23 protein-coding genes are annotated in these 22329 nt (G+C 65.7%); 8 read left to right on the top strand and 15 right to left on the bottom strand.

The features are described from left to right. Positions 1–56: 56 nt before the first annotated feature. The 11 genes from FE811_RS11930 to FE811_RS11880 form a co-directional block, all read right to left on the bottom strand. Entirely contained in the window at positions 57–827 is a 771-nt protein-coding gene (locus tag FE811_RS11930; RefSeq protein ID WP_140847711.1) for an L-iditol 2-dehydrogenase, read from the bottom strand. Next, on the bottom strand, positions 824–1822 hold the full coding sequence (locus tag FE811_RS11925) for an ABC transporter ATP-binding protein (protein WP_140847708.1): 999 nt from the start codon (positions 1820–1822) through the stop codon (positions 824–826). Before FE811_RS11925 ends, FE811_RS11930 begins: the two co-directional genes overlap by 4 nt. A gap of 10 nt (positions 1823–1832) precedes the next feature. Next, on the bottom strand, positions 1833–2663 hold the full coding sequence (locus FE811_RS11920) for a carbohydrate ABC transporter permease (protein WP_072463458.1): 831 nt from the start codon (positions 2661–2663) through the stop codon (positions 1833–1835). A gap of 7 nt (positions 2664–2670) precedes the next feature. Then, entirely contained in the window at positions 2671–3543 is an 873-nt protein-coding gene (locus tag FE811_RS11915; protein ID WP_140847706.1) for a carbohydrate ABC transporter permease, read from the bottom strand. A gap of 101 nt (positions 3544–3644) precedes the next feature. Then, positions 3645–4949, bottom strand: coding sequence for a sugar ABC transporter substrate-binding protein (locus tag FE811_RS11910; protein WP_140847703.1), 1305 nt, complete (start codon positions 4947–4949; stop codon positions 3645–3647). 109 nt (positions 4950–5058) lie between these two features. Continuing rightward, complete coding sequence (locus tag FE811_RS11905; RefSeq protein WP_072463455.1) at positions 5059–6081, bottom strand: LacI family DNA-binding transcriptional regulator; 1023 nt, start codon at positions 6079–6081, stop codon at positions 5059–5061. A gap of 176 nt (positions 6082–6257) precedes the next feature. Beyond that, positions 6258–7535, bottom strand: coding sequence for a D-tagatose-bisphosphate aldolase, class II, non-catalytic subunit (locus tag FE811_RS11900; protein WP_140847701.1), 1278 nt, complete (start codon positions 7533–7535; stop codon positions 6258–6260). A 3-nt stretch (positions 7536–7538) separates the two neighbouring features. Beyond that, positions 7539–8480: a sugar kinase gene (locus tag FE811_RS11895; RefSeq protein WP_140847698.1), complete on the bottom strand. Its 942-nt coding sequence runs from the start codon at positions 8478–8480 to the stop codon at positions 7539–7541. A 2-nt stretch (positions 8481–8482) separates the two neighbouring features. Next, positions 8483–9460: an ABC transporter permease gene (locus FE811_RS11890; protein ID WP_036755508.1), complete on the bottom strand. Its 978-nt coding sequence runs from the start codon at positions 9458–9460 to the stop codon at positions 8483–8485. Next, positions 9457–10968: a sugar ABC transporter ATP-binding protein gene (locus tag FE811_RS11885; RefSeq protein ID WP_140847694.1), complete on the bottom strand. Its 1512-nt coding sequence runs from the start codon at positions 10966–10968 to the stop codon at positions 9457–9459. Before FE811_RS11885 ends, FE811_RS11890 begins: the two co-directional genes overlap by 4 nt. A gap of 60 nt (positions 10969–11028) precedes the next feature. Beyond that, entirely contained in the window at positions 11029–11916 is an 888-nt protein-coding gene (locus FE811_RS11880; RefSeq protein WP_140847692.1) for a substrate-binding domain-containing protein, read from the bottom strand. Positions 11917–12422: 506 nt separating this feature from the next. Here FE811_RS11880 and FE811_RS11875 point away from each other — a divergent pair. The 8 genes from FE811_RS11875 to proC all read left to right on the top strand — a co-directional run bounded on the left by FE811_RS11875 (position 12423) and on the right by proC (position 19820). Then, entirely contained in the window at positions 12423–13241 is an 819-nt protein-coding gene (locus tag FE811_RS11875) for a GntR family transcriptional regulator (RefSeq protein ID WP_255469718.1), read from the top strand. Then, the gene (locus FE811_RS11870) at positions 13238–14062 is read left to right on the top strand and encodes a transporter substrate-binding domain-containing protein (RefSeq protein ID WP_024844349.1); all 825 of its coding nucleotides are present in this window, start codon (positions 13238–13240) and stop codon (positions 14060–14062) included. The genes FE811_RS11875 and FE811_RS11870 overlap by 4 nt, the downstream gene beginning before the upstream one ends. Positions 14063–14138: 76 nt before the next feature. Then, positions 14139–14804 (top strand): amino acid ABC transporter permease, encoded by a 666-nt coding sequence (locus FE811_RS11865; protein ID WP_024844348.1) that lies wholly within the window; start codon positions 14139–14141, stop codon positions 14802–14804. A 7-nt stretch (positions 14805–14811) separates the two neighbouring features. Then, the gene (locus tag FE811_RS11860) at positions 14812–15480 is read left to right on the top strand and encodes an amino acid ABC transporter permease (protein WP_231486716.1); all 669 of its coding nucleotides are present in this window, start codon (positions 14812–14814) and stop codon (positions 15478–15480) included. A gap of 19 nt (positions 15481–15499) precedes the next feature. Beyond that, complete coding sequence (locus tag FE811_RS11855) at positions 15500–16270, top strand: amino acid ABC transporter ATP-binding protein (RefSeq protein WP_036755495.1); 771 nt, start codon at positions 15500–15502, stop codon at positions 16268–16270. A 26-nt stretch (positions 16271–16296) separates the two neighbouring features. Next, positions 16297–17211 carry an aminotransferase class IV gene (locus FE811_RS11850; RefSeq protein ID WP_072463447.1) on the top strand — a complete coding sequence of 305 codons (915 nt, stop codon included), beginning with the start codon at positions 16297–16299 and terminating at the stop codon, positions 17209–17211. A 43-nt stretch (positions 17212–17254) separates the two neighbouring features. Beyond that, complete coding sequence (locus FE811_RS11845) at positions 17255–18976, top strand: chloride channel protein (protein ID WP_140847689.1); 1722 nt, start codon at positions 17255–17257, stop codon at positions 18974–18976. A 13-nt stretch (positions 18977–18989) separates the two neighbouring features. Next, positions 18990–19820 (top strand): pyrroline-5-carboxylate reductase, encoded by an 831-nt coding sequence (proC, locus tag FE811_RS11840; protein ID WP_140847687.1) that lies wholly within the window; start codon positions 18990–18992, stop codon positions 19818–19820. A 236-nt stretch (positions 19821–20056) separates the two neighbouring features. On the opposite strand, the gene FE811_RS11835 is transcribed toward proC, so the two are convergent. The 4 genes from FE811_RS11835 to FE811_RS11820 form a co-directional block, all read right to left on the bottom strand. After that, a complete protein-coding gene (locus FE811_RS11835; RefSeq protein WP_255469717.1) occupies positions 20057–20314 on the bottom strand; it encodes a TonB-dependent receptor in 258 nt (85 codons plus the stop codon). A gap of 190 nt (positions 20315–20504) precedes the next feature. Then, positions 20505–20720 carry a hypothetical protein gene (locus FE811_RS11830; protein WP_140847684.1) on the bottom strand — a complete coding sequence of 72 codons (216 nt, stop codon included), beginning with the start codon at positions 20718–20720 and terminating at the stop codon, positions 20505–20507. Between the two features lie 144 nt (positions 20721–20864). Next, positions 20865–21824 (bottom strand): ornithine cyclodeaminase family protein, encoded by a 960-nt coding sequence (locus tag FE811_RS11825; protein ID WP_140847682.1) that lies wholly within the window; start codon positions 21822–21824, stop codon positions 20865–20867. A gap of 306 nt (positions 21825–22130) precedes the next feature. Then, on the bottom strand, positions 22131–22329 hold a 199-nt coding region (locus FE811_RS11820; protein ID WP_140847679.1), incomplete at its 5' end, for an aldehyde dehydrogenase family protein.

Genomic DNA, 22329 nt, shown 5'->3' with positions numbered 1-22329 from the left:
TAGCCCCCAAATGGTGTGGCGGAACCGACGATCATCGGGACCGCGAGGATGAACGCTCAGGCCAGCCAGTTGCCGCCGTCGACGCCGAAGCATTGGGCGACGATGTAATCGGCCTCGGGCGTGGCCAGGAATATCGCCATGCCGGTCAGGTCGGCGGCGACCCCCATACGACCGAAGGGCACGGCCGCCCCGACCATTTTCTTCTTCTCGCCCGGCTTCAGCCCCTCGAAGCGGGCAAAATGCTCGTCCACCATGTCCCAATGCTCGCCGTCCACCACGCCGGGGGCGATGGCGTTGACATTGATGCCGTGGCGGATCAGGCCCAGACCCGCGCTTTGCGTCATACTGATGACAGCGGCCTTGCTGGCGCAATAGACCGCAACCAGCGGCTCGCCCCGCCGGCCGGCCTGGGAGGCCATGTTGATGATCTTGCCGCCCTTGCCGTGCGCGATCATGTGCCTGGCCGCCGCCTGCATGCAGAAGAAGGCGCCGGTCATGTTCACGGCGATGACGCGGTCGTAATCGGCGCGGGTCACTTCCTCGACCGGGGCGGCGGTGAACAGCGCCGCGTTGTTGATGAGGATGTCGAGATGGCCGAACCGGGCGATCACCTCGGCGAAGCCCGCGTCGATGCTGTCCTGTTTCGCGACATCCATCTGTACCGCGATGGCCTGCGGCCCCAGGCTTTCGGCGGCGGCGCGCACGGCATCGGCGTTGATGTCGGCCAGGGCGACACGGGCGCCCTCGGCGATATAGGCGCGGGCGAATTCCAGCCCGATGCCGCGCGCGGCGCCGGTGATGAGGGCGGTTTTGCCTTGCAGTCTCATGTCATGGACCTTCCATCTTCAGAGAAACGATAAATGCGGTCGGGGCGGGGTGTCAGCCGAACCTCGTCACCAGGATTCAGCCCGCGTTCGCCGCTGACGCGGACGGTCAGCTCGCCCAGTTCGGGGCTGTCCACCTTGAGGAAGGTGTCCGAACCCAGATGCTCGGCCAGATGCACCCGGCCCTGCCAGCCGCCCTCGGCCGCGATCTCCAGGTGCTCGGGGCGGATGCCGATGGTATGGGCACCGTGTTTCGCCGCCTCGGGGCCGGTGATGAAGTTCATCCGGGGGCTGCCGATGAAGCCCGCGACGAAGATGTTCGCGGGTGCGTTGTAGAGTTCCAGCGGGCTGCCCACCTGCTCGATGCGTCCGGCGTGCAGCACGACGATCTTGTCGGCCATGGTCATGGCCTCGACCTGGTCATGGGTGACGTAGATCATCGTCGTCTTGAGCTTCTGGTGCAGCTCGGTGATCTCGTGCCGCATGGTCACGCGCAGCGCGGCATCCAGGTTCGACAGCGGCTCGTCAAAGAGAAACGCCGCCGGTTCGCGCACGATGGCGCGGCCGATGGCGACGCGCTGGCGCTGGCCGCCGGAAAGCTGGCCCGGACGACGGTTGAGATAGTTCGACAGGTTCAGGATGCGCGCCGCATCCTCGACGCGGCGGTCCTGCTCGGCCGGCGGCATGCCGGCCATCTTCAGCGGAAAGGCGATGTTCTTCCTGACCGACATATGCGGGTAGAGCGCATAGGACTGGAACACCATCGCCAGCCCGCGCTCGCCCGGAGGGGCGTTGCTGGCCTCTTTCCCGTCGATGACGATCTGGCCGGAGCTGATGTCCTCGAGCCCGGCGATCAGCCGCAGCAGCGTGGACTTGCCGCAGCCCGAAGGGCCGACGAAGACGACGAACTCGCCGTGGTTGATCTGCAGGTCGATGCCGGGAATGACCTCGGCCTCGCCGAAGGCCTTGCGGACCTTGTTGAGCGTAATCTGTCCCATTGGGTTTACCTCACTTCACCGCGCCGAATGTCAGGCCGCGGACCAGTTGCTTCTGGCTGAACCAGCCAAGGATCAGGATCGGGGCGATGGCCATGGTCGAGGCCGCCGAGAGTTTCGCGTAGAACAGCCCCTCGGGCGAGGAATAGCTGGCGATGAAGGCCGTCAGCGGCGCCGCTTTCGAGGTGGTCAGCTGCAGGGTCCAGAACGCCTCGTTCCAGGCCAGGATGACGTTCAGCAGCAAGGTCGAGGCGATGCCAGGCACCGCCATCGGCGTCAGCACGTAAAGGATTTCCTTGCCAAGGCTGGCGCCGTCCATCCGTGCCGCCTCGAGGATCTCGGACGGGATCTCGCGGAAATAGGTGTAGAGCATCCAGACCACGATCGGCAGGTTGATCAGCGTCATCACCACCGTCAGCCCGATCCGCGTATCCAGCAGGCCGAAGTCGCGGAACATCAGGTAGATCGGGATCAAGACGCCCACGGCCGGCATCATCTTGGTCGACAGCATCCACATCAGCAGGTCCTTGGTCCGCCGGCCGGGCTGGAAGGCCATGGCCCAGGCGGCCGGAATGGCGACGATCAGCGCCAGCACCGTCGAGCCGACCGAGATGATGACCGAGTTCATGAAATGCGCGCCGTAGTTCGAGCGGGCCTGCACCTCGGCATAGCTGGCCGTTGTCCAGGGCGCCGACAGCACCTGCAAGGGCGTGCGGATCGCATCGGTTTCCGACTTGAAGCTGAGGATCACCGTCCACAGGATCGGCAGGAAGATCAGGAAGCCGATGGTCCATGCCGCCACAGTGACCACGGCCCGTTGGGTGGGGGAAGTCTTGCGTGCCATGGCTTCCTCATGCGTCCAGGTTCTTGCCGATCATCCGCATCAGGAAGATCGCGACGATATTGGCCAGGATGACCGCGATGATGCCCCCGGCCGAGCCGCCGCCCACGTCGAAGGACAGAAGCGATTGCGAATAGACCAGGAACGGCAGGTTGGTCGATGCAACGCCGGGGCCGCCGTTGGTCGTGACCAGGATCTCGGCAAAGATCGACAACAGGAAGATGGTCTGGATCAGCACCACCACGGTGATCGAGCGCGTCAGATGCGGCAGCGTCAGGTAGCGAAAGCGCGAAAGCCAGCCGGCGCCGTCCATCTCGGCCGCCTCCATCTGCTCGCTGTCGAGCGACTGCAGCGCGGTCAGCAGGATCAGCGTGGCAAAGGGCAGCCAGCTCCAGGAAACGATCAGGATGATCGAGGCCAGCGGCGCCTGCGACAGGAAATCCAGCGGCGCGAACCCCAGCGCCTTGGCCAGATGCGCGAACATGCCGTTGACCGGGTTCATGAAGAAGTTCTTCCACACCAGCGCCGAGACCGTGGGCATGACGAAGAAGGGCGCGATGACCATGACCCGGACGATGCCCTGCCCCCAGAAGGGCTGGTTCAGCAGCAAGGCCAGGGCAATGCCGCCGATCACGGTGATCGAAAGTACGCCAAGGACCAGATACAGCGTGTTCTTCAGCGCGATCCAGAACGAGGGCTGCGTCGCGAAGTAATAGTAATTGTCGAAACCCGCCCAGGTCTCCATGCCGGGCATGAGCAGGTTGTAGCGCAGGAAGCTGAAATAAACGGTCATGCCCAGGGGCACGATCATCCACAAGAGCAGCAGGATGACCGAGGGCGAGACCATCAGGCGCGCAAGCGCGCGCGAATGCGCGGTGGCCATGCGTGTCTCCAATGAAAGATGATCGGCGCGTGCGGACGGGTATCGGCCGCTCTCGAAAAGGGCGGAGCTTGCCGCTCCGCCCCCCTCCAGGGAGGAGCCCTTTACTTGGGGTAGCCGGCGCGGGTCATCTCGCGCGCCGCGTAGTCCTGGGCGGCCTTCAGGGCCGCTTCGACGCTCGTCTGCCCGGCCAGCGCGGCCGAGATCTGCTGGCCGACGACCGTGCCGATGCCCTGGAACTCGGGGATCGTCACATATTGGATGCCGGTATAGGGCACCGGATCCTTGGTGGGCTTGGCCGGATCTGCCGCCTCGATCGAGGCCAGCACGGTCGCGGCGAAGGGCGCGGCTTCTTGATATTCGGGCAGCGCGTAGGTCGACAGCCGCGTGCCCGGCGGCACGGCGACCCAGCCCTCGTTTTCGCCGACCAGCTTCACGTAATCCTTCGAGGTCGCCCAGGCGATGAAGGACTTGGCCACGTCGGCCTTGGTCGAGCTGGAGGGGATGGCCAGCGACCAGGCCCAGAACCAGGCCGAACCCGCCGGGGTGACTGCCTGCGGCGCGGGGGCGAAGGCGATCTTGTCGGCGACCTCGCTTTGCTTGGGGTCGTAGACCCGGCCCGCGGCCGAAGTGGCGTCGATCCAGATCGCGCATTTGCCGGTCTGGAACAGCGCCTGGTTCTCGTTGAAGCCGTTGCTGACCGCGCCGGGGGGCCCGTATTTGGTCATCAGGTCGACGTAATAGGTGATGGCCTGCTGCCAGGGCTGGCTGTCGATCTGCGGCTGCCAGTCCATGTCGAACCATTGCCCGCCATGGGTGTTCACCAAGGTGCCCAGGAAGGCCATGTTCTCGCCCCAGCCCGGCTTGCCGCGCAGGCAGATGCCGTATTGCTCCTTCGACTTGTCGGTCAGCTTTTCGGCAAACTCGCCGATCTGGTCATAGGTCGGCTGCTCGGGCATTATCAGCCCCGCCGCCTCGAACAGATCCTTGCGATACATGGTGAACGAGCTTTCGGCATAGAACGGCGCCGCGACCAGCTTGCCATCGGCCGAAAGCCCGGCCGCGACCGAGGGGATCAGGTCGCCGTAGTCGTAATCCTCGCCCAGGTCGTCGAGCGGCATCAGCCAGCCCTGCTTGCCCCAGATCGGCGCCTCGTAGGAGCCGACGGTCATGATGTCGAATTGTCCGCCCTTGGTGGCGATGTCGGTCGTCACCCGCTGGCGCAACACATTCTCTTCCAGGATCACCCAGTTGATCTTGTGCCCGGTGGCCTTTTCCCATTCGGGGGCCAGTTTCTGCATGATGATCATGTCGCCGTTGTTCACGGTGGCGATGGTCAGTTCCTCGGCCTGCGCGGCGCCCGTCAGGGCGATCGCCGTCGCGGCCAGCAACGCCGTCTTCAGTTTCATCCTTGTCCTCCCTCGGTGAAGCTGTTGCCAAGGAAGCTACGGATTTCCACCGAATGGGTCAATCAATATTTTTACGCGCGAAAATTTTTTAGAAGTCGCGAACCAATAATCAGGCCGAGGCACGCAGGATCAGCCTGCCCTCCAACCGGCGCAGCGGGCTGGACGGGCGCACCCCGTCCTCGATCATGCCGAAAAGCGTCGAGACGCTGTTTTCCGCAATGGAAACATAATCTTGCGCCACCGTGGTCAGGGCCGGCGCGGTAAAGCGGGCCATCGGGTGGTCGTCATGGCCGGCCACGCGCAGCGCCGTGGCGGCACCGCGCCCGACCCGCAGCCCCTTTTCAAAGGCCGCCGCGATCAGCCCAATCGCCATGCGGTCGTTGGCGCAAAGCACGGTATTCGTCGGCAGCTGATGCGTGGGCAGCAGGCGCAGCCCGGCATTGTAGCCCAGTTCCTCGAAGTCCCAGCCGGCCGATTCGGCCGGGATCACATGCGGCTCGAAACCCTGCTCCTCCATGGCGCGGACATAGGCTTCGCGGCGTTCGCGGGCATTGGTATTGACGGCGGGCATGTCCAGGAAACAGGGCGGCTCGCCGCTGCGGCACAGGTAGTCGACCATCAGGCCGACGCTTTGGAAATTGTCGGTGCCGACGAAAATCTCGTCCCCGTTCATGTGGTTGTCGAAGATCACCGTGGGAATGTCCGCCGCAAGCTGCCGGATGCGGTCCGAGACTGACGTGTCCCCCAGGGGCGCGATGATCGCCCCGGCGATGCGCAGGGAATAGAGCATCTCGATGGCGCTCAGCTCGCGCTCGGCATCGCCGTGCGAGCCCAGGACGATGGCCCAATAGCCCGCCTCGACGCAGCGCGTCTCGATCTGGCGGACGATCTCGGCATAGAAGGGATCGACGATATGCGGGACGATGATGCCGATGTTCTTGGTGAACTTGCGGTTCTGGTTGATGGCGAACAGGTTCGGCCGATAGCCGTAGCGGGCGATAGCCTCTTCGATCCGCTCTCGGGTCGAACGGCGGACGCTGGACGGGTCGTTGAAATATTTCGAGATCGTCGGCCGCGAGATGCCGCTGACCGCCGAAAACTCTTCCATATTCCTGATCTTCTGCTCTTCCATGCCGCCTCCCCTTTCGGTTGGAAATCCGAAAGCAATATCTTGTCTCGCGTAAAGACTTATCTTGACAATATCAGCCGCGAAACGGCGAGGGTCAATAGCCGCGATCCCTGGTGCAGCATGGTCGGGAACGGCGAAGGGCCGGGAAGATCCCAGCCCTTGCACGGCGGCGGGGCCGTTCAGGAACAGCAGGCCGCCACATAATCCTGCGCCAGCCGCTCGACCGCCGCCAGCGCCAGATCTCTGGCGCGAGGCCGCAGGCGGCCGGCCCGGACCGCGGGATAAAGCCCGCCCAGATATTGCGCGACCAGCGTCTCGGGCAGGTCCACCCCGTCCAGCAGCGCGAAAAGCTCGTCCACCGCCTGCTCGGCGGCAGGCTGCGGCCAGTAATAGCGGATGCGGTCGCTGTAGGAGAAATGCCGCTGCAAGGCGCGCTCGGCATCGGTGCCGTGATAGTAGCGGTCCCAGTTGCCGGGCGCCTCCAGCATCACCGCCTCCATGGCCTGGCGCAGGGTCCGCCGGCGCCGGCCGGGGAACAGTTCCCCGGCAATGGCATCCAGACCGTAAAGCGCCTCGCGCAGCACGAAGGTCAGGCCCGGCCCGACCTTGAGGATGGCGAAACCGTCGCGGACCAGGGCGGCCAGCGCATCGCGGGTCTGGTAGTCGGTCGAATGCGCCTCGAAGACCGTGCCGGGCATTTGCGCCAGCGCGGCGGACAGGTCGCGCGCCGCCGCGGGGTCATAGTCGATGACGTTGTGATTGCCGAACTCGACCCCCGGCTGCACCACCAGGCCGATGACGCGGGCGAAGGCGTCCTGCTGGCCCGCATCCGCGAAGGCCCGCCGATGCACCTCGAAGGTGGTCAGGGCGGCATCGGGGCTGGTCAGCTCCAACCCCTCGATTTCCTCCATCGCGCCGCCGGGGATCGGAACCTCGGTGCCGATGATATAGACCGGGGCAACGCCGCCTTGGGGTCGCGCCGCCTCGGCCGCCGCCGCCAGCCGCGCCGCGCGGGTCGCGGTTTCGGCATCGTCCAGCGCCACCGGCTCGCCGGCGCAGCCCATGGAACAGTCCAGGTGCAGCTTGGTGAAGCCAGCCGCGGCAAAGGCGCGGATCATCACCTCGGCCCTCTCCATCGCCTGGTCGGCGGGCAGGCCTTTCCACGGGTTCGGGCCCAGATGGTCGCCGCCCAGGATCAGCCGCTCCGGCGGGAAGCCCGTGCGCGCCGCGATCCTTTCCACGAAGCGGCGGAAATCGGCGGGGGTCATGCCGGTATAGCCGCCGTCCTGGTTGACCTGGTTGCAGGTCGCCTCGATCAGCAGCGGCAGGGGGGTCGGCAGGGTGCAGCGCATCGCCGCCTCGATCGCCATGGGATGCGCGGTGCAGATCGAAGGGATGCCCGAGGGGCCGTGACCGTCGCGCCATTCCGCGATAGATTTCAGAGGATTATAGGTCATACTTCAGCCTTTTTGTTCCGAAAGCAGCGCGTCCAGTTCCGCGCGGGTCGAGGTGCCCTCCATCGGCCCCAGCCGGGTCACGGCGCGCGCGCCCGCGGCATTGGCCAGGCGCAGCGCCTCGGCCGGGTCGGACCCGGCCAGCCACAGGCTGAGGAAGGCGCCGCCGAAGGTGTCGCCGGCCCCCGTGGGATCGACCTCCTCGACCGCCAGCGGCTTGGCATCGACGCGCAGGCCGCGCTGGAACAGGCTGGCGCCGCCCGCGCCGCGCTTGACGACCACGGTGCGGATGCCGCGATCCAGCAGGGCGGCGATCACCACCGGCTCATCCCGACCCGCATCGAACAGGAACAGCTCCTCGCCCGAGGGCATGAACAGGTCGGTCATCGCCAGCACCGCATCCAGCGCCGCGCGCATGCCGGGCGCGTCCAGCAGTTCCGGCCGCAGGTTCGGGTCGAACGAGATGGTGCCGCCGCGCGCCTTGATGCGCCGCGCCGCGTCCATCACCATCCCGCCCAGCTCCGGCGCCGAGAAGGCCGAGCCCATGACATGCAGGTGGGTGCAGCTTTCGATCAGCGCCTCGGATGCCGCGGTCGGCCGCAGCTTGCCGCAGGCGGCGTGGCGGATGTTGTAGACAAAGGCGCGGCTGCCATCCTCGCGGTAGCGGACGAAGGCGCTGCCGGTGCTTTCGCCCGCCGCGATCTCGATGCCCGAGACATCCACCCCGTCGGCCCGCAGCCTTTCAAGGTTCACCCGGCCGAAATCGTCGTCGCCCACGCGCGAGATGATGGCGCAAGGCGTTCCCAGCTTGCCGACCTGGTCGATGAAGATGGCGGGCGCGCCCGAGGGGAAAGGGCCGACCAGCGGCTGCGCCGCAAGAAAGCCGTTGCCGCGGGTGGTCGCCACGATCTCGACGAGAACCTCGCCGATGGTCAGAACCTTGTTCATGCTCAACCCCGCTTCTGCTTGGCGCGCACGTCCAGCCAGACCGCGATCAGGATCACGAGGCCCTTGACGATGAGCTGGTAGAAATAGGGCACCGACAGCATGTTCATGCCGTTGTTCATCACCCCGATGATCAGCGCGCCGATCAGCGTGCCGACCATGGTGCCGACGCCGCCCGCCAGGCTGGTGCCGCCCAGCACCGCCGCGGCGATGGCGTCGAGTTCGTAGCTCATCCCGGCATTGGTCTGCGCCGAATAGAGGCGCGAGGACAGCAGGATCCCCGACACCGCCGCCATCACGCCCGAGAGGGTGAAGATGGCGATCTTCAGCCGGTCCACCTTGATGCCGGAATAAAGCGCCGCCTCGCGGTTGCCGCCGGTCAGATAGGCGCGCCGGCCGAAGGTCGTGCGCGACAGCAGGACATGGTTGAACAGGAACAGCGCCACGACGATCCAGATGATGATCGGCAGGCCGAGCCAGCTGTCGCTGCCGATCGCCGTCCAGGCCGGGTCCGAGATCATCGCCGGCGCGCCGTTGGTCGGCAGGCTGACCAAGCCGCGATAGATGCCCATCGTCGCCACCGTGACGATGAACGACGGCAGCATCAGCCGGGCGGTCAGCACGCCGTTCACCAGCCCCATCGCCGCGCCGGCCAGAAGCGTGAACAGCAGCGCGGGGGCAAAGCCCCAGCCAAAGGCCAGCGCCTGCGCGCCCGCCATGCCCGCCACCGCGATGATCGAGCCGATGGACAGGTCGATCTCGCCCAGCAGGATGACCCAGGTCATGCCGAAGGCGGCGATGGCGACCACCGCCACCTGCTGCAGGATGTTCGTCAGGTTGGCGACCGTCATGAACCGCTCGTTCAGGACGGTGAAGATCACGCAAAGCAGGATAAGCGAGACGAGGATGCCCCCGTATTGATGCAAGGCGGCGCGCAGCTGCTCTCGCCCGGCGCTAAGGGTCGTGTCGGTTGTCTGGGTCATTGATGCGTTCCCGTTGCATGGGCCATGACAAGCTCGGGCGTCAGGTCGCGGCGGGCCAAGGTGGCCCTCAACTCCCCCTCGGCCATGATGGCGATGCGATCCGCCAGCCCAAGCACCTCGGGCAGTTCCGAGGAGACCAGCAGGATCGCGGTCCCCTCGGCGGCAAGTTCGCGGATGATGCGATAGATCTCGAATTTCGCGCCGACATCGACGCCGCGCGTCGGCTCGTCCAGGATCAGGACGCGCGGGCGGGTCAGCAGCCATTTCGCCAGCACGATCTTTTGCTGGTTGCCGCCGGACAGCTTGCCCGCAAGCGTTTCAAGCGAATTGGTGCGGACCCCCAGGCGCTGCACCTCTGCCCCGGCCGCGCGGCGTTCGCTGCCGAAGCGCAGGAAACCGCCCTTTCCCGCAAAGCCGTCCAGCGCCGCCATCGAGATGTTCGAGCGCACCGGGGCGCCCAGGGCCAGCCCTTCCTCCTTGCGGTTCTCGGTCACGAAGCCGATCCCGGCGGCGATGGCGTCTGCGGGATTGCGCAGCCTGGCTGGCTTGCCGTCGATGCGGATCTCGCCGCTCGCCTGGCGCATGCCGAACAGCGCATTCATCACGTCCGAGCGGCCCGAGCCGATCAGGCCGAAGAAGCCGAGGATCTCGCCCGGCCGGACCTCGAAGCCGACATCCCGGAACCGGCCCGCGCAGGACAGGCCCCGCACGGCAATCATCGGCGGCATATCCGCACCGGGCACGGGCGAAAGCCGCGGCGGATAGATCTCGTCCATCCTTCGGCCGACCATCAGCGCGATCAGCTCCTCGATGCAGGTCTCGTCGCGCGCGCGTGTCGCGACATAGGCGCCGTCGCGGATGACGGTGATGTCGTCGGACAGGCGCATGATCTCTTCCATGCGGTGCGAGATGTAGATGATGGCCGTGCCCCGCGCCTTGAGCCGGTCGATGATGCGGAACAGGATCTCGGCCTCGGAATCCGACAGCGACGAGGTCGGCTCGTCCAGGATCAGCACCTTGGCGGGCCGGCTGAGCCCCTTGGCGATCTCGACAAGCTGGCGCTGCGCGATGGACAGCCGCCCGACCTTTGCGGTGACGTCCACGGGCAGGCCAAGCTCGCGCACCAGCGCCCTGGCATTCGCCCGCAGCGTCCGGTCGTTGATGAAGCCGAAGCGCGCCGGTTCATGCGTCGCCATGATGTTCTCGGCGACGCTGAGGTTGTTGCACAGGCTGAGTTCCTGAAAGACGATCGCCAGCCCCTGGGCGGCAGCGTCTTTCGGGCTTTGCGGCGCATAGGCTCGGCCGTCGAGCATCATCTCGCCACCCGAAGGCGGATGCACGCCGACCAGGATCTTCATCAAGGTCGACTTGCCGGCACCGTTCTCGCCCAGGATGGTATGCACGCGGCCCGGCCGGACATCCAGCCGCATGGATTTCAGCGCCTCGACGGGGCCGAAGCTCTTCCTGATATCGCGCAAGGACAGCACGAATTCCGCTGGCTGGTTCATCCGTTCAACTCCCCCCGTGGTCACGCCGCAAGGCATCGCCGAAGCCCTGCGGCGCAGCGGTCACTTCTTGACGTAGACGCCTGGGACGATGGGCTGCTCGGCCGGCACGTCCTGGCCTTCGATCACCATCGCGGCGGTATCCACCGCGGTCTTGCCCATCTGGTCGGGGAACTGCTGGATGACACCGGCCATCACCGGGTTGGTGTCGACCGCGTTGCGGGCCTCTTCCATGCCGTCGAAGCCGATCACCTTGACCTGGTCCTGAAGGCCCGCCGACTTCACCGCGACGGCGGCGGCCAGCGCAGCATCGTCGCCGAAGCCGAAGATGCCCGAGATGTCGGGATTGGCCTGGAGCATGTTCTGCGCGACAGCCAGTGCCTCGGCCCGCGTGATGCCGGTCTGCTGGGCGACGATCTCGATTTCGGGATGGGCCTCCAACGCCTTCCTGAAGCCCTCGACCCGCGCGACGACCGATTGCACGGTCGGATAGTCGATGATCGCGACCTTGCCCTTGCCGCCCAGAACCTCGGCCATCAGCTCGCCGGCCTTCACGCCGCTGGTGTAGTTGTCCGTGCCGATATGCGACGTCACCTTGGCATCGGCGGCGGGCACGTCGACCGTGACGACCTTGATCCCCGCCGCATCCGCCTTGGCGATGGCAGCCATCACCCCCTGGCTGTCCACCGGCGAGATCACGATGACATCGACGCCCTTGACGATGAAATCCTCGACATCGGCCAGCTGCTTGTTCAGATCCTGGTTGGCGATGCTGATTTCCAGCGGCACGCCCCTGGCTTCCGCCTGGGCTTTCATCGCATCGGCAAGCTCGATGTAGAACGGATGCTGCTGGGTCAGCAGCGAGGCGCCGATGCCATCGGCATGGGCCGCCCCGCCCAGCCCGCAGGCAACAGTCGTCAACAGCGCCGAAAGCGCTTTCTTGAAGGTCATGGAGTCCTCCCAGGATCTCGATTTCGAGGAGATGGTGCCGGCAAGTCCCGGCCGTCCGCCGAAGCTCCTCCCCCTATGGCGGCTCAGGGGACGCTAGCCATATATTTTACGCGTGTCAAATTTAACGTTTGTCCGCGAAGTTATCTTACGGGTGTATGAAATCTATCGTATTGATTTCAAATTGTAATCATCCCAGACAAGGCCAGGTGTCTTCTGGAAGGGTTTTGACCCTAAAGACCACGCAGGCCGAACAGCGTAAGCAGCAACCGGCGAATCGTGAAAGGAGACATGGCCTTGCCGGCCTCATCCGGGGGCCGGCAGGGATTGTGCCGTTGCTTGAAACAGCGATGCCGGCACGGCTTCCAGAAACCTCGGCCCGAACGCCCGCGTCTCCGCATCGAATCAAAGGCCCGCGACCAGCCACCGATGCCCCTTCCCCTTGGCGACCCTGTCCCTGAAGCGGCCTCCACCGCCATCATTCCACCAGGAAATACATAAAAATATCCATGACAAACAACGACAAGACATCCGTCTGCGATGCCGGTCGCATTTTCTGCTCCTCCGACTCACGCTTTCATTGTAGACAATCTGCAATCAGGGATTCGGACAGCGGGACGGGAACCATGGCTGCGCAGTCGATAAGACGTGAAACGATGGGGGCCCAGCTGGTGGCCATGCTGCGGTCGGCGATCCTGTCCGGTGAATTCGCGCCCGGAGAGCCAGTCACCGAGACGGCGCTGGCGCTGCGTTTCGGCGTCAGCCGCGGGCCCATGCGCGAGGCGATGCGGCACCTCATCGACCAGGGCCTGCTCGTCACCGTCCCCTATACCGGCACGCGCGTGCTGGATTTGTCGACCGCCGACATCAACGACATCTATTCGATGCGGATCTGTCTGGAAATCTTTGCCTTCGAACAGGCCTGGGACCGGCGCGATGCGGCCTTCCGGGACGAGATGGCCGAACGCCACCGCAAGCTGCTGGAGGCGATCGATGCCCGCGACGATGTCCGGGCGATCGACGCCGAACTCGACCTGCACGGGCTGGCCTATGAATGGTGCGGCAACAAGCTGCTGCTCAGCAGCTGGGATGCGGTTCGCGGCCGGCTGCAACTTTACTGGGCGGCGCATCACCGCGCCCATGGCATCACCGGGCCGCTCCGCGAAAGCCATGACGACTATATTCGCCTCGCCTGCGGTGACAGCCTCGAGGCGATGAAGAACGAGATCCACAGCCACATGCGGCGCGGTCTCGACAAGACCAAGGCCTTCGTCGAGTCCCTCGACGAGCAAAGGCGGCAAACATCACCCAACGGGAGAACGAAATGAAACGACGGATGTTCCTGATCGCAGGGGCGGCTGCGTCCTGCCTGCCCTATGCGCGCGCCTTTGCGGCGGACAACGATACGCTTTCGCAGGTCAAGGCCAGCGGCAAGCTGCGCATCGGCGTGACCTCGGCCGAGCCCTGGTTCTTCAAGGATCCGATGACGGAGAAATGGACCGGCGTCGGCATCGCCATGGGCGAGCGCATGGCGCAGGAGCTGGGCGTCGAGATGGTCCCGGTGGAGACGAGCTGGGCCAATGCCGTCGCGGGGCTGCAGGCCAACCAGTTCGACATCATGTTCGTCCTCGACCCCACCGAAGAGCGTCGGAACGCCGTCGATTTCCCGGATCAGCCGCTGTTCTACTATGCCATGGGGGCACTCGTCCCCGAGGATTCCGCCGTCGCAAGCTGGGCCGACCTCGACACGCCGGAAACCAAGCTGGGCGTGACCCTGGGCACCTCGCTCGACCGCAACGTGACCGAGATGATGAAGAGTGCGGCGATCAACCGCTTCTCCTCGAATGACGAGGCGATCGCCGCCTTCGCCGCCGGCCGCGTGGACGCGGTGGTGCAGTTCCATCCGGCGCTTGTTGTGCAATATTCGCGGCTGAAGATGGGCAAGGTCGTGCTGCCCACGCCGGTCGATCCTGTCGCCACCTCGGCCGGGATGCGCAAGGCAAGCGACGACAGCTTCAGGACCTGGGTCGGGGAAACCTTCGCCAAATTCTATGAAGAAGGCGTGCCGGACCAGATCTTCAGCGCCTATCTGGAAAGCAAGAACATCGACCCGACCGGCATTCCGGGCCTCGTGAAAGAGAGCTGGTAGACCACCCCGGACGGCCCGCCGCCTGGTCCCGTGGCCGGGCGCGCCGGCCTTCTTCCCCCCAAGCGAAAGATGTCAGATGGACTATTCCTGGGACTTCGGCCCGGTCATTGCCCGTTTCGACATGCTTGCGATCGGTTTCCTGAATACGATCAAGATCGCGATCGTGTCGATCCTTCTGGGCGTCGTCGTCGGCCTGGTGCTGGTGCTGATGCGGCTTTCGCCGCGCAAATGGCTTTCCTGGCCCGCGGCGATCTTCATCGAGTTCTACCGCAATACGCCGCCGATCGTGCATTTCTTCTGGTTCTTCTATGCGCTGCCGGTGCTTCTGTCCGTCAGCCTCGATCCCTATGTCGCGGCCGTCCTGGCGCTGTCGACGCAGTCCGGCGCCTTCTATGCCGAGGTGTTCCGGGGCGGCATCGTCTCGATCGAGCGCGGCCAGTGGGAGGGCGCCCGCGCGCTTGGCATGACCCATGCCGCGCTGATGCGGCGCATAATCGTGCCGCAGGCGATTTCGCGCATGGTCCCGCCCTTCATCGAGCGCAGCTTCGAATTGCTGAAGACCACGGCGCTGGCCTCGACCCTCGCCTATGCGGACCTGCTCTATCAGGCGATGATGGTGAATGCCGAAACCTTCCGGCCCCTCGAAGTCTATACGACCATCGCGCTGATGTATCTGGTCCTGCTGGTCACCGCCAGCCAGCTCGCGCGCCTCGCCGAGGCCCGGCTGACCGCCTATCAGTAAGAGGCCGATGATGAATTATTCCCCCGATTTCAGCGTCGTCCTGGACAACTGGCCCGTGCTTGCCCGCGGGCTTTGGGTGACGATCCAGATCTGGCTGCCCTCGATCGCGCTGGGGCTGATCGGCGGCTTCCTGATCTCGCAGGCCCGGCTGTCGTCGCGCCGCTGGCTCTCGATCCCGAGCCTGGTCTATGTCGAGCTGTTCCGCGACACGCCGGTGCTGATCCAGCTGATCTGGTTCTTCTACGCCTTCCCGATCCTGATCGGCGTGCAGCTGACCCCCTTCACCGCGGCCCTGCTGGGGCTGACGCTGAACACGACGGCCTATTCGGCCGAGATCTTCCGGGGCGGCATCAAGTCGATCCATCGCGGCCAGATGGAGGGGGCCAAGGCCATCGGCATGACCCATGCCCAGGCGATGCGGCGGGTGATCCTGCCCCAGGTGGTCAAGAGGATGCTTCCCGCCTTCACCAACCGGATGATCGAGGTCGCCAAGATGTCCTCGCTCGCCTCGGTCATCTCGGTCCACGAGCTGATGTATCAGGGCCGGCTTCTGTCCTCGACCTATTACCGCCCGTTCGAGATCCTGACGGCGGTGGCCTTCATCTATTTCGTGCTGATCTATCCCGGCACCTTCCTGGCAGGGCGTCTGGAAAAGCGCCTCGCGCGGTCGTCCTGAGCAAAGGAAAGGATACCCCATGCAAAAGCCAATTCTCGAGATCAAGGGCCTGCACAAGCGGTTCGGCGACCACCACGTCCTCAGGGGCATCGACTTTTCCGTCGCAGCGGGAGAGCGCATCGCGATCATCGGCGGATCGGGCTCGGGCAAGTCCACCTTCCTGCGCTGCATGAACTTCATGGAAACGCTGAGCGAGGGCGAAATCTGGCTGGATGGCAAGCGCATCGGCACCGAAAGGAACGGCCAGGTCACCTACCCGGAACGCCAGCTGTGCGCGGTGCGCGAACGCGTCGGGATGGTGTTCCAGCAGTTCAACCTTTTCCCGCATATGACCGTGCTTCAGAACGTCATGGAGGGGCTTGTCACCGTCAAGGGCATGGCGAGGGAGCAGGCGCGGGAAATCGCCCTGCAGGAACTGGACAAGGTCGGCCTGTCGGAAAAGGTCGATGCCTGGCCCGGCCGCCTTTCCGGCGGCCAGCAGCAGCGCGTGGCCATTGCCCGCGCCCTGTCGATGAAACCCGAGATCCTGCTTTTCGACGAGCCGACATCCTCGCTCGACCCCGAGCTGGTGGGCGAGGTCCTGCGGGTGATCAATCACCTTGCCGAGGAAGGCCGCACCATGCTTCTGGTCACGCATGAGCTTGGATTCGCCTATCATTTCGCGACCAAGGTCATCTTCCTGGCGGACGGCGTGTTCCACGAGGTCGGCACGCCGGACGAGGTTCTGAAAAACCCGCGGCAAGCCCGCACGCAGGAATTCCTGCGCCGTTTCGGCGAATTCGCCTTCTGAGCTTCCACATATCAAAGGACACTGAAATGACTCCGCAGAGCAGCGCTTCGTCGCAAAGCTATGTCAAGGATCCGCGCAACGAATCCGTCGAGATCTATGTCAACGGCCAGTTCTACAAGCGCGACGAGGCCAAGGTGTCGATCTTCGATGCGGGCTTCGTCCTGGGCGACGGCGTGTGGGAAGGTCTCCGCCTGGTCAACGGCAAGCTTCTGGCCATCGACGAGCATATGGACCGCATCTTCGAAGGCGCGCGTTCGATCCAGCTGGACATCGGCCTTTCCAAGCAGGGCCTGGTCGAGGAGGTCTGGAAATGCCTGCGCCACAACGGGATGGAGGACGGCGTCCATATCCGGCTGATGATCTCGCGCGGGCTGAAGTCGACGCCGAACCAGGATCCGCGCTTCGTCGTCGCCGGCGCGACCATCGTGATCGTCGCCGAATACAAGCAGCCGAACCCCGAACTGAAGAAGAAGGGGCTGAAGCTGATGACCTCCACCATCCGCTGCTCGACGCCGGACGTGTTCGACCTGCGGCTGAACTCGCACAGCCGCCTGAATTTCATCCAGGCCCTCATCCAGGCGATCAACATGGGCGCGGACGAGGCGCTGATGCTCGACGACCGGGGTTTCGTGGCCTCCTGCAACTCGACCAATTTCTTCATCTTCCGGGGCGACGAGCTTTGGACCTCGGAAGGGCTGACCTGCTTCAACGGCATCACCCGGAAAAAGGCGATCCATATCTGGCGCGAAGCGGGCTTCACCGTGCGCGAAAAGCCTTTCACCCTGGCCGAGGTCTATTCCGCGGACGAGGCCTTCGTCACCGGCACGCTTGGGGGGATCACCCCGGTCGCGATGATCGACGGCCGCCCTATCGGGGACGGGAAGCCCGGCGCCCGCACCGCCCGGATCAACCAACTCTACCAAGAGTATATTTCGCAGTAAGCCGGTGGCAAGGCGAACCGGATTCAATCGCAGGCGCCATCGGTTGCGGCGCCTGCTCGCCCCCTTCCGCCTGCGCGCGCTGGTCCGCCGCAGCGAGATCGCCTATACGGTGATCGCGGCCGTGATCGGGATCGTCGCCGGCGGCGCGGTGGTCCTGATGCAGGAAGCCGTGACCTTCATGGCCGTCCTGATCTTCGATTCCGCCGGCGAGGTCAGCGGCGCGGAAAGCGTGAACCCTTTGCGCGCCCTATCCGGCCCGCTGGCCGGCGGTATCCTGCTCGGCGCGTCCTATCTGATCGGCCAGCGCTGGTTCCGGCGCGTCGCCGACCCGATCGAGGCCAATGCCGTGACCGGCGGCAAGATCGCCGTGCCCGGCAGCCTGTTCATTTCCGGGCAGACCATGGTTTCCAGCGGGTTCGGCGCCTCGGTCGGGATGGAGGCGGCCTATACGCAGGCCGCTTCGGCCCTCGCCTCATGGGGCGGCCAAAAGCTTCGCCTGCGCCGGGAAGACCTGCGCCAGCTGGTCGCCGCCGGTGCCGGGGGCGCGATTGCCGCCGCCTTCGACGCGCCGCTGACCGGGGCGTTCTATGCCTTCGAGCTTGTCCTGGCCTCCTATACGGTCGCCGCGCTTCTGCCCGTCCTTGCCGCCGCGATTTCCGCGACGGCCGTCACCCGCCTTGTCGGCGGGCATCACGGGCTGGACCTTTATTTCGCCGGCCAGATCCCGGCACCGTCCTTCATCCCCATCGCGGTGCTTGCCGTCATCTCTGCCGTGGTCGGCATCCTGATCATGCGCGCCGTCTCCGCGACCGAGAACACGTTCCGCAAAAGCGTCCTGCCGGGATGGAGCCAGCCGGTTGTCGGCGGGCTTTGCGTCGGCCTGCTGGCATTGGCGACGCCGCGCGTGCTGTCCTCCGGCCATGGAGCGATGGACGTGGTGTTCGGCAGCAACCTGACGCTGGGTGCCCTTGTCCTGCTTTTCGTGCTGAAGGCGCTCGCCTCGGTCATCTCCATCGGGTCGGGCTTCCGGGGCGGGCTGTTCTTTGCGTCGCTTCTGCTCGGGGCCATCCTGGGCAAGATCCTCGGCATCGCCTGGCTGATGGCATTCGGGCTGGAACTGCCCATCGTCGTCTTTGCCGTGGTCGGCATGTGCGCCCTGGCGACGGCGGTGATCGGCGCCCCCCTGGCGATGTGCTTCCTTGCCCTCGAGACGACCAAGAGCCTGCCCCTGGCGCTTGCGGTGCTGTTTGCCGCGCTGATCGCCACGGCAATCGTGCGGCAGTTCTTCGGCTTCAGCTTTTCCACCTGGCGTTTCCATATCCGGGGGGAAACGATCCGGTCGGCCGCGGACATCGGCTGGGTGCGCGAACTCAGCGTCGGAAAGATGATGCGTCGCGTCGCGTCCGAGGCACCGGCGTCGATGAAGCTGGCAGAGGCCCGGCGCCGGTTTCCGCCGGGCTCGACCAAGGCGGTGCCGATGGTGGACGACGCCGGCCGCTATGCCGGGCTGTGCATCACCAGCGAACTTTATGGCGAAGGGCTGGACCCGCAGATGCCGCTTGCCTCCATCGCCCACCAGACATCGGCATGGTTGCGGCCCGACCAGACGGTGCGCGAGGCGATCCTGGCATTCGGCCGCCACGAGGCCGATACGCTCGCGGTACTGGACGCGGACCACCGGGTTCTCGGCACCCTGAACGAGCAATATTGCCTGCGGCGCTATTCGAACGAGGTCAACCGCCGGCTTTATCCCCAGCGCGGCTAGAAAGGATCAGGACATGAGACGGTTTCTGTTCGTCGGCTGCGGCAACATGGGTGGCGCGATCGCCTCCGCCGCGATGCGGGCGATCCCCGATGCGAGGATCACCGTCGTCGACCCTTCGCCCGAGCGGGCAAAGGCGCTTCTGCCCGCCGGCATGGCGGTCGAGATGCACCCGGACTTTGCAAAGCTCGGGGAGGCCAGGTTCGATCTCGGCATCCTCTGCGTGAAACCGCAGCAATTTGCCGAGCTCTCCCCCTTGGCGATTTCGGTGATCCGCTCCGGCGCCATCGCCTCGATCATGGCGGGCGTCACGTTGGACGCGCTTGCAGCGCGGCTCGGCAGCGAAAGGATCGCGCGGACCATGCCGAACCTGCCCGCCCTTGTCGGGCAGGCGATGACCGTCGGAGTTGCCGCGGATGGGCTGACCCAGGCCGACCGGCGCATGGTCGCGACCCTGTTCGAGGCCGTCGGCCAGTTCCGCTGGCTTTCGGACGAAACCCTGATCGATGCGGCAACCGCGGTCGCGGGCAGCGGGCCGGGCTACATATTCGCCTTTGCGCAATCCATGATGGAAGCGGCCATGGCGTCGGGCATGGATGCCGCGCTTGCCGACCTGCTCGTGCGCCAAACCTTCCGCGGCGCGGCCGAACTCATGCATGCCGATCCCCGGACGGCGGAAGAGCTGAAGAAAGCCGTGACCAGCAAGGCGGGCACGACCGAGGCCGGTCTGGCCGTCTTCGAAGCAGAAGGCGCGTTGCCGGAACTTTGCCTGAAAGCCGTCGCCGCCGCCGCGCAGCGGGCGCGAGAGCTTTCCCGAACCGCCGCGCCGGAAAGCCCCCGGCAATAGCCGCTCCCGGCAGGACAGAGCTCCGGTGAGCAGCCGCCGGCAAGCGGCTTTCGCCTTGCCGGTTTCCACCATCTCCACCGCCCTTCCCGTCCACCCGCGCGGACCGGACCGGCGCCTGCAAGCCGGTGCCGGCAGAAGGCCAGCGCGAAGGGAGTCAGCGGAAGGCTGAGCCTTCCCGACCGGGCGGCGCCTTGCAGCGCGGTATCGCCGAACGGATCGGCGACGACCCGGCAAGGTCAGAACCGTCCACGCAGCGTCAGCGTGGCGTTCCTCGGGTCGCCATACCAGTTGCCGCCGGTAGGCGTGCCCAGCACCGAATAATAGGGCTTGTCGAAGACATCGTTGACGTTCAGCATCATCTGCCACGGATCGTCGATCCGGCAGCTGACATGCGCGTCCCCAACCGCATGGCCGCCCTGCCGGATCCGGTAGTCCTGGCTCGCTCCGCCGATCCGCGCGGTCCCCGAGGTGCCATGGCGGCCTTTCACCGTCACGCCCCCACCGTTCCATCGGAGTATTCGCCCGGCAGGGTGTAGTCCGTCCACAGCTTCCGCATGTGCCGCGGGGTCAGGGCGTGATAAACCGCGCCATGCCTTACGTTCTTGTTGTGGTTGTAGGCATTGCCCAACCTTATGACTAAGACAACCGGGCGGGCGATTCACTCGGTCGATTGCCGAAAAAAGTTCAGACGCTGGAGATGACCGCCAACAGACCCGAGACCCGGCGCAACCGGCCGCCGGTCGGGCGGACGGCGGCGTCCAGCGCGCGCTCGGGGTCGGAAATGTCGAAAAGGCCGCGGATCCGCGTGCGACCGATGGCGGCATCCGCGACGATCACGCGGCCGGGCAACCAACGCGCGATCCGCGCGACAAGGCTTCCCAGCGGCTCGGCTTTGGCCACGACGATCCCCTTCGCCCCTGTTTGTGGGCCGTGTCACTCGCCCGCTGCCTTGACGACCGCTTCGGGTCGCTCGGTCATCCGGCGGGCCTGCCAAGAAAACCTGGACGCATGACAAGCCACAAGATCCGCGTCCGGGGCGCGGGCCTATCCATCCGTGGAACAGATCCTTGACGCCTCGACCGCCTCGACGACATAGCTGGCGATCATCAGGTCCAGATGCGCGCCGCCGCCGTTCTTGAACAGCGTGACCTGGTCATCGGACCGGCGGCTGGAGCCGTCCGCCGCCACCAGATCGTAGAGGTCGCCCCGCACATGGCCGCGGCTGATAGCGCTCGATAGGATCGGCTGCATGATCTCGCCGATCCGGTCCACGACCGTGTCGACGAAATCCACGTAGACCAGGGCCGAGGCGATCAGGGCATCGTCGGCCTCGCGCATCTCCGGCGTGAAGGCCCCGATCAGGTCGACATGCGTGCCCGGCCGCACCCATTCGCCCAGCAGGACCGGCTGCCGGGCCATGGTGGCGGCCGAGACGATGTCGGCCTGGCCCACGGCCTCGGGCAGGTTCCCGACGGCCGCGACCTCGGCCCGCAGATCGCCCAGCGTCGCGACCAGCGCCTGGGCCTGCTCGGGCCGCCGCGACCAGATCGAGATCCGCTCGATGCCGGGAAAGGCCGCGTCATAGCCGCGCGCCAGCGTCGCCGCCACCGCGCCGGCGCCAACGATCAGCAGGTGCCGGCTGTCCGGGCGCGCCAGGCATTGCGCGCCCAGCAAGCTGTCGGCCACGGTCTTCACCTGCGTGACCAGCTGGCTGTCGATCACGGCGCGCACGGCGCCGCAATCGGGATCGTAGAGCAGCACCGCGCCATGCACCGTGGGCAGGCCCTTGGCGGCATTGCCGGGAAAGATGCTGTCGCCCTTGATCGCGAAGCCGAGGCCCTCGATCCGGGCGGCCCGGTTCAGCAGCCTGGCATCGCCCGAGCCGAGCAGCAGGTCGCCCTGCTCGGGCCGCGGCAGCCGGTGGCCACGGCGCAGGGCGTCTATCGCACCCGGCCAGCTCAGCGCATGGACGCTTGCCTCATAGGTCAGCACGGCTGGAAGCATGGTCTTTCCTTCCCGAAAAGCTGGCGACCGGGGCGCCGAAACAGTCGATGGTGACGCCCAGGCCGGGCCGGACCGGCCGACACGGATTGCGCTGACGCAACTGATAGCGGGCAACATGCTCGTTCGTCCAGTCGCTGAAGCAGGAAGCATATGCCTGGGCCCGGGCGAGCGGCGATATGCGACGCCGCAGCCCCGAAGTTCCCGATCCTGGGCAAGCCTCTTTCGATGCACCAGGATCCCTGAAAAGCTTTTCACCCAGTCACTTCAAGCCACCCGTCCCCAAGCAGCGGGTGGCTTGGGAGAGCGCTAGCCCAGGCTCTCGTCTTGCTGGTTGAGGTCGATCCAGATTGTCTTGAGCTGGGTGTACTGGTCGTGGGCGTGGACGCTGTTGTCGCGGCCGCCGAAGCCCGATTGCTTGTAGCCGCCGAAGGGGGTGGTGACGTCGCCCTCGCCGAAGCTGTTGACGGTCACCGTGCCCGCCCGCAAGGCCCGCGCCCCGCGCAAG

Source organism: Paracoccus sp. FO-3 (assembly GCF_006386455.1).
GTDB classification, from domain to species: domain Bacteria; phylum Pseudomonadota; class Alphaproteobacteria; order Rhodobacterales; family Rhodobacteraceae; genus Paracoccus; species Paracoccus versutus.
This window is presented reverse-complemented; position numbering and strand designations above follow the sequence as displayed.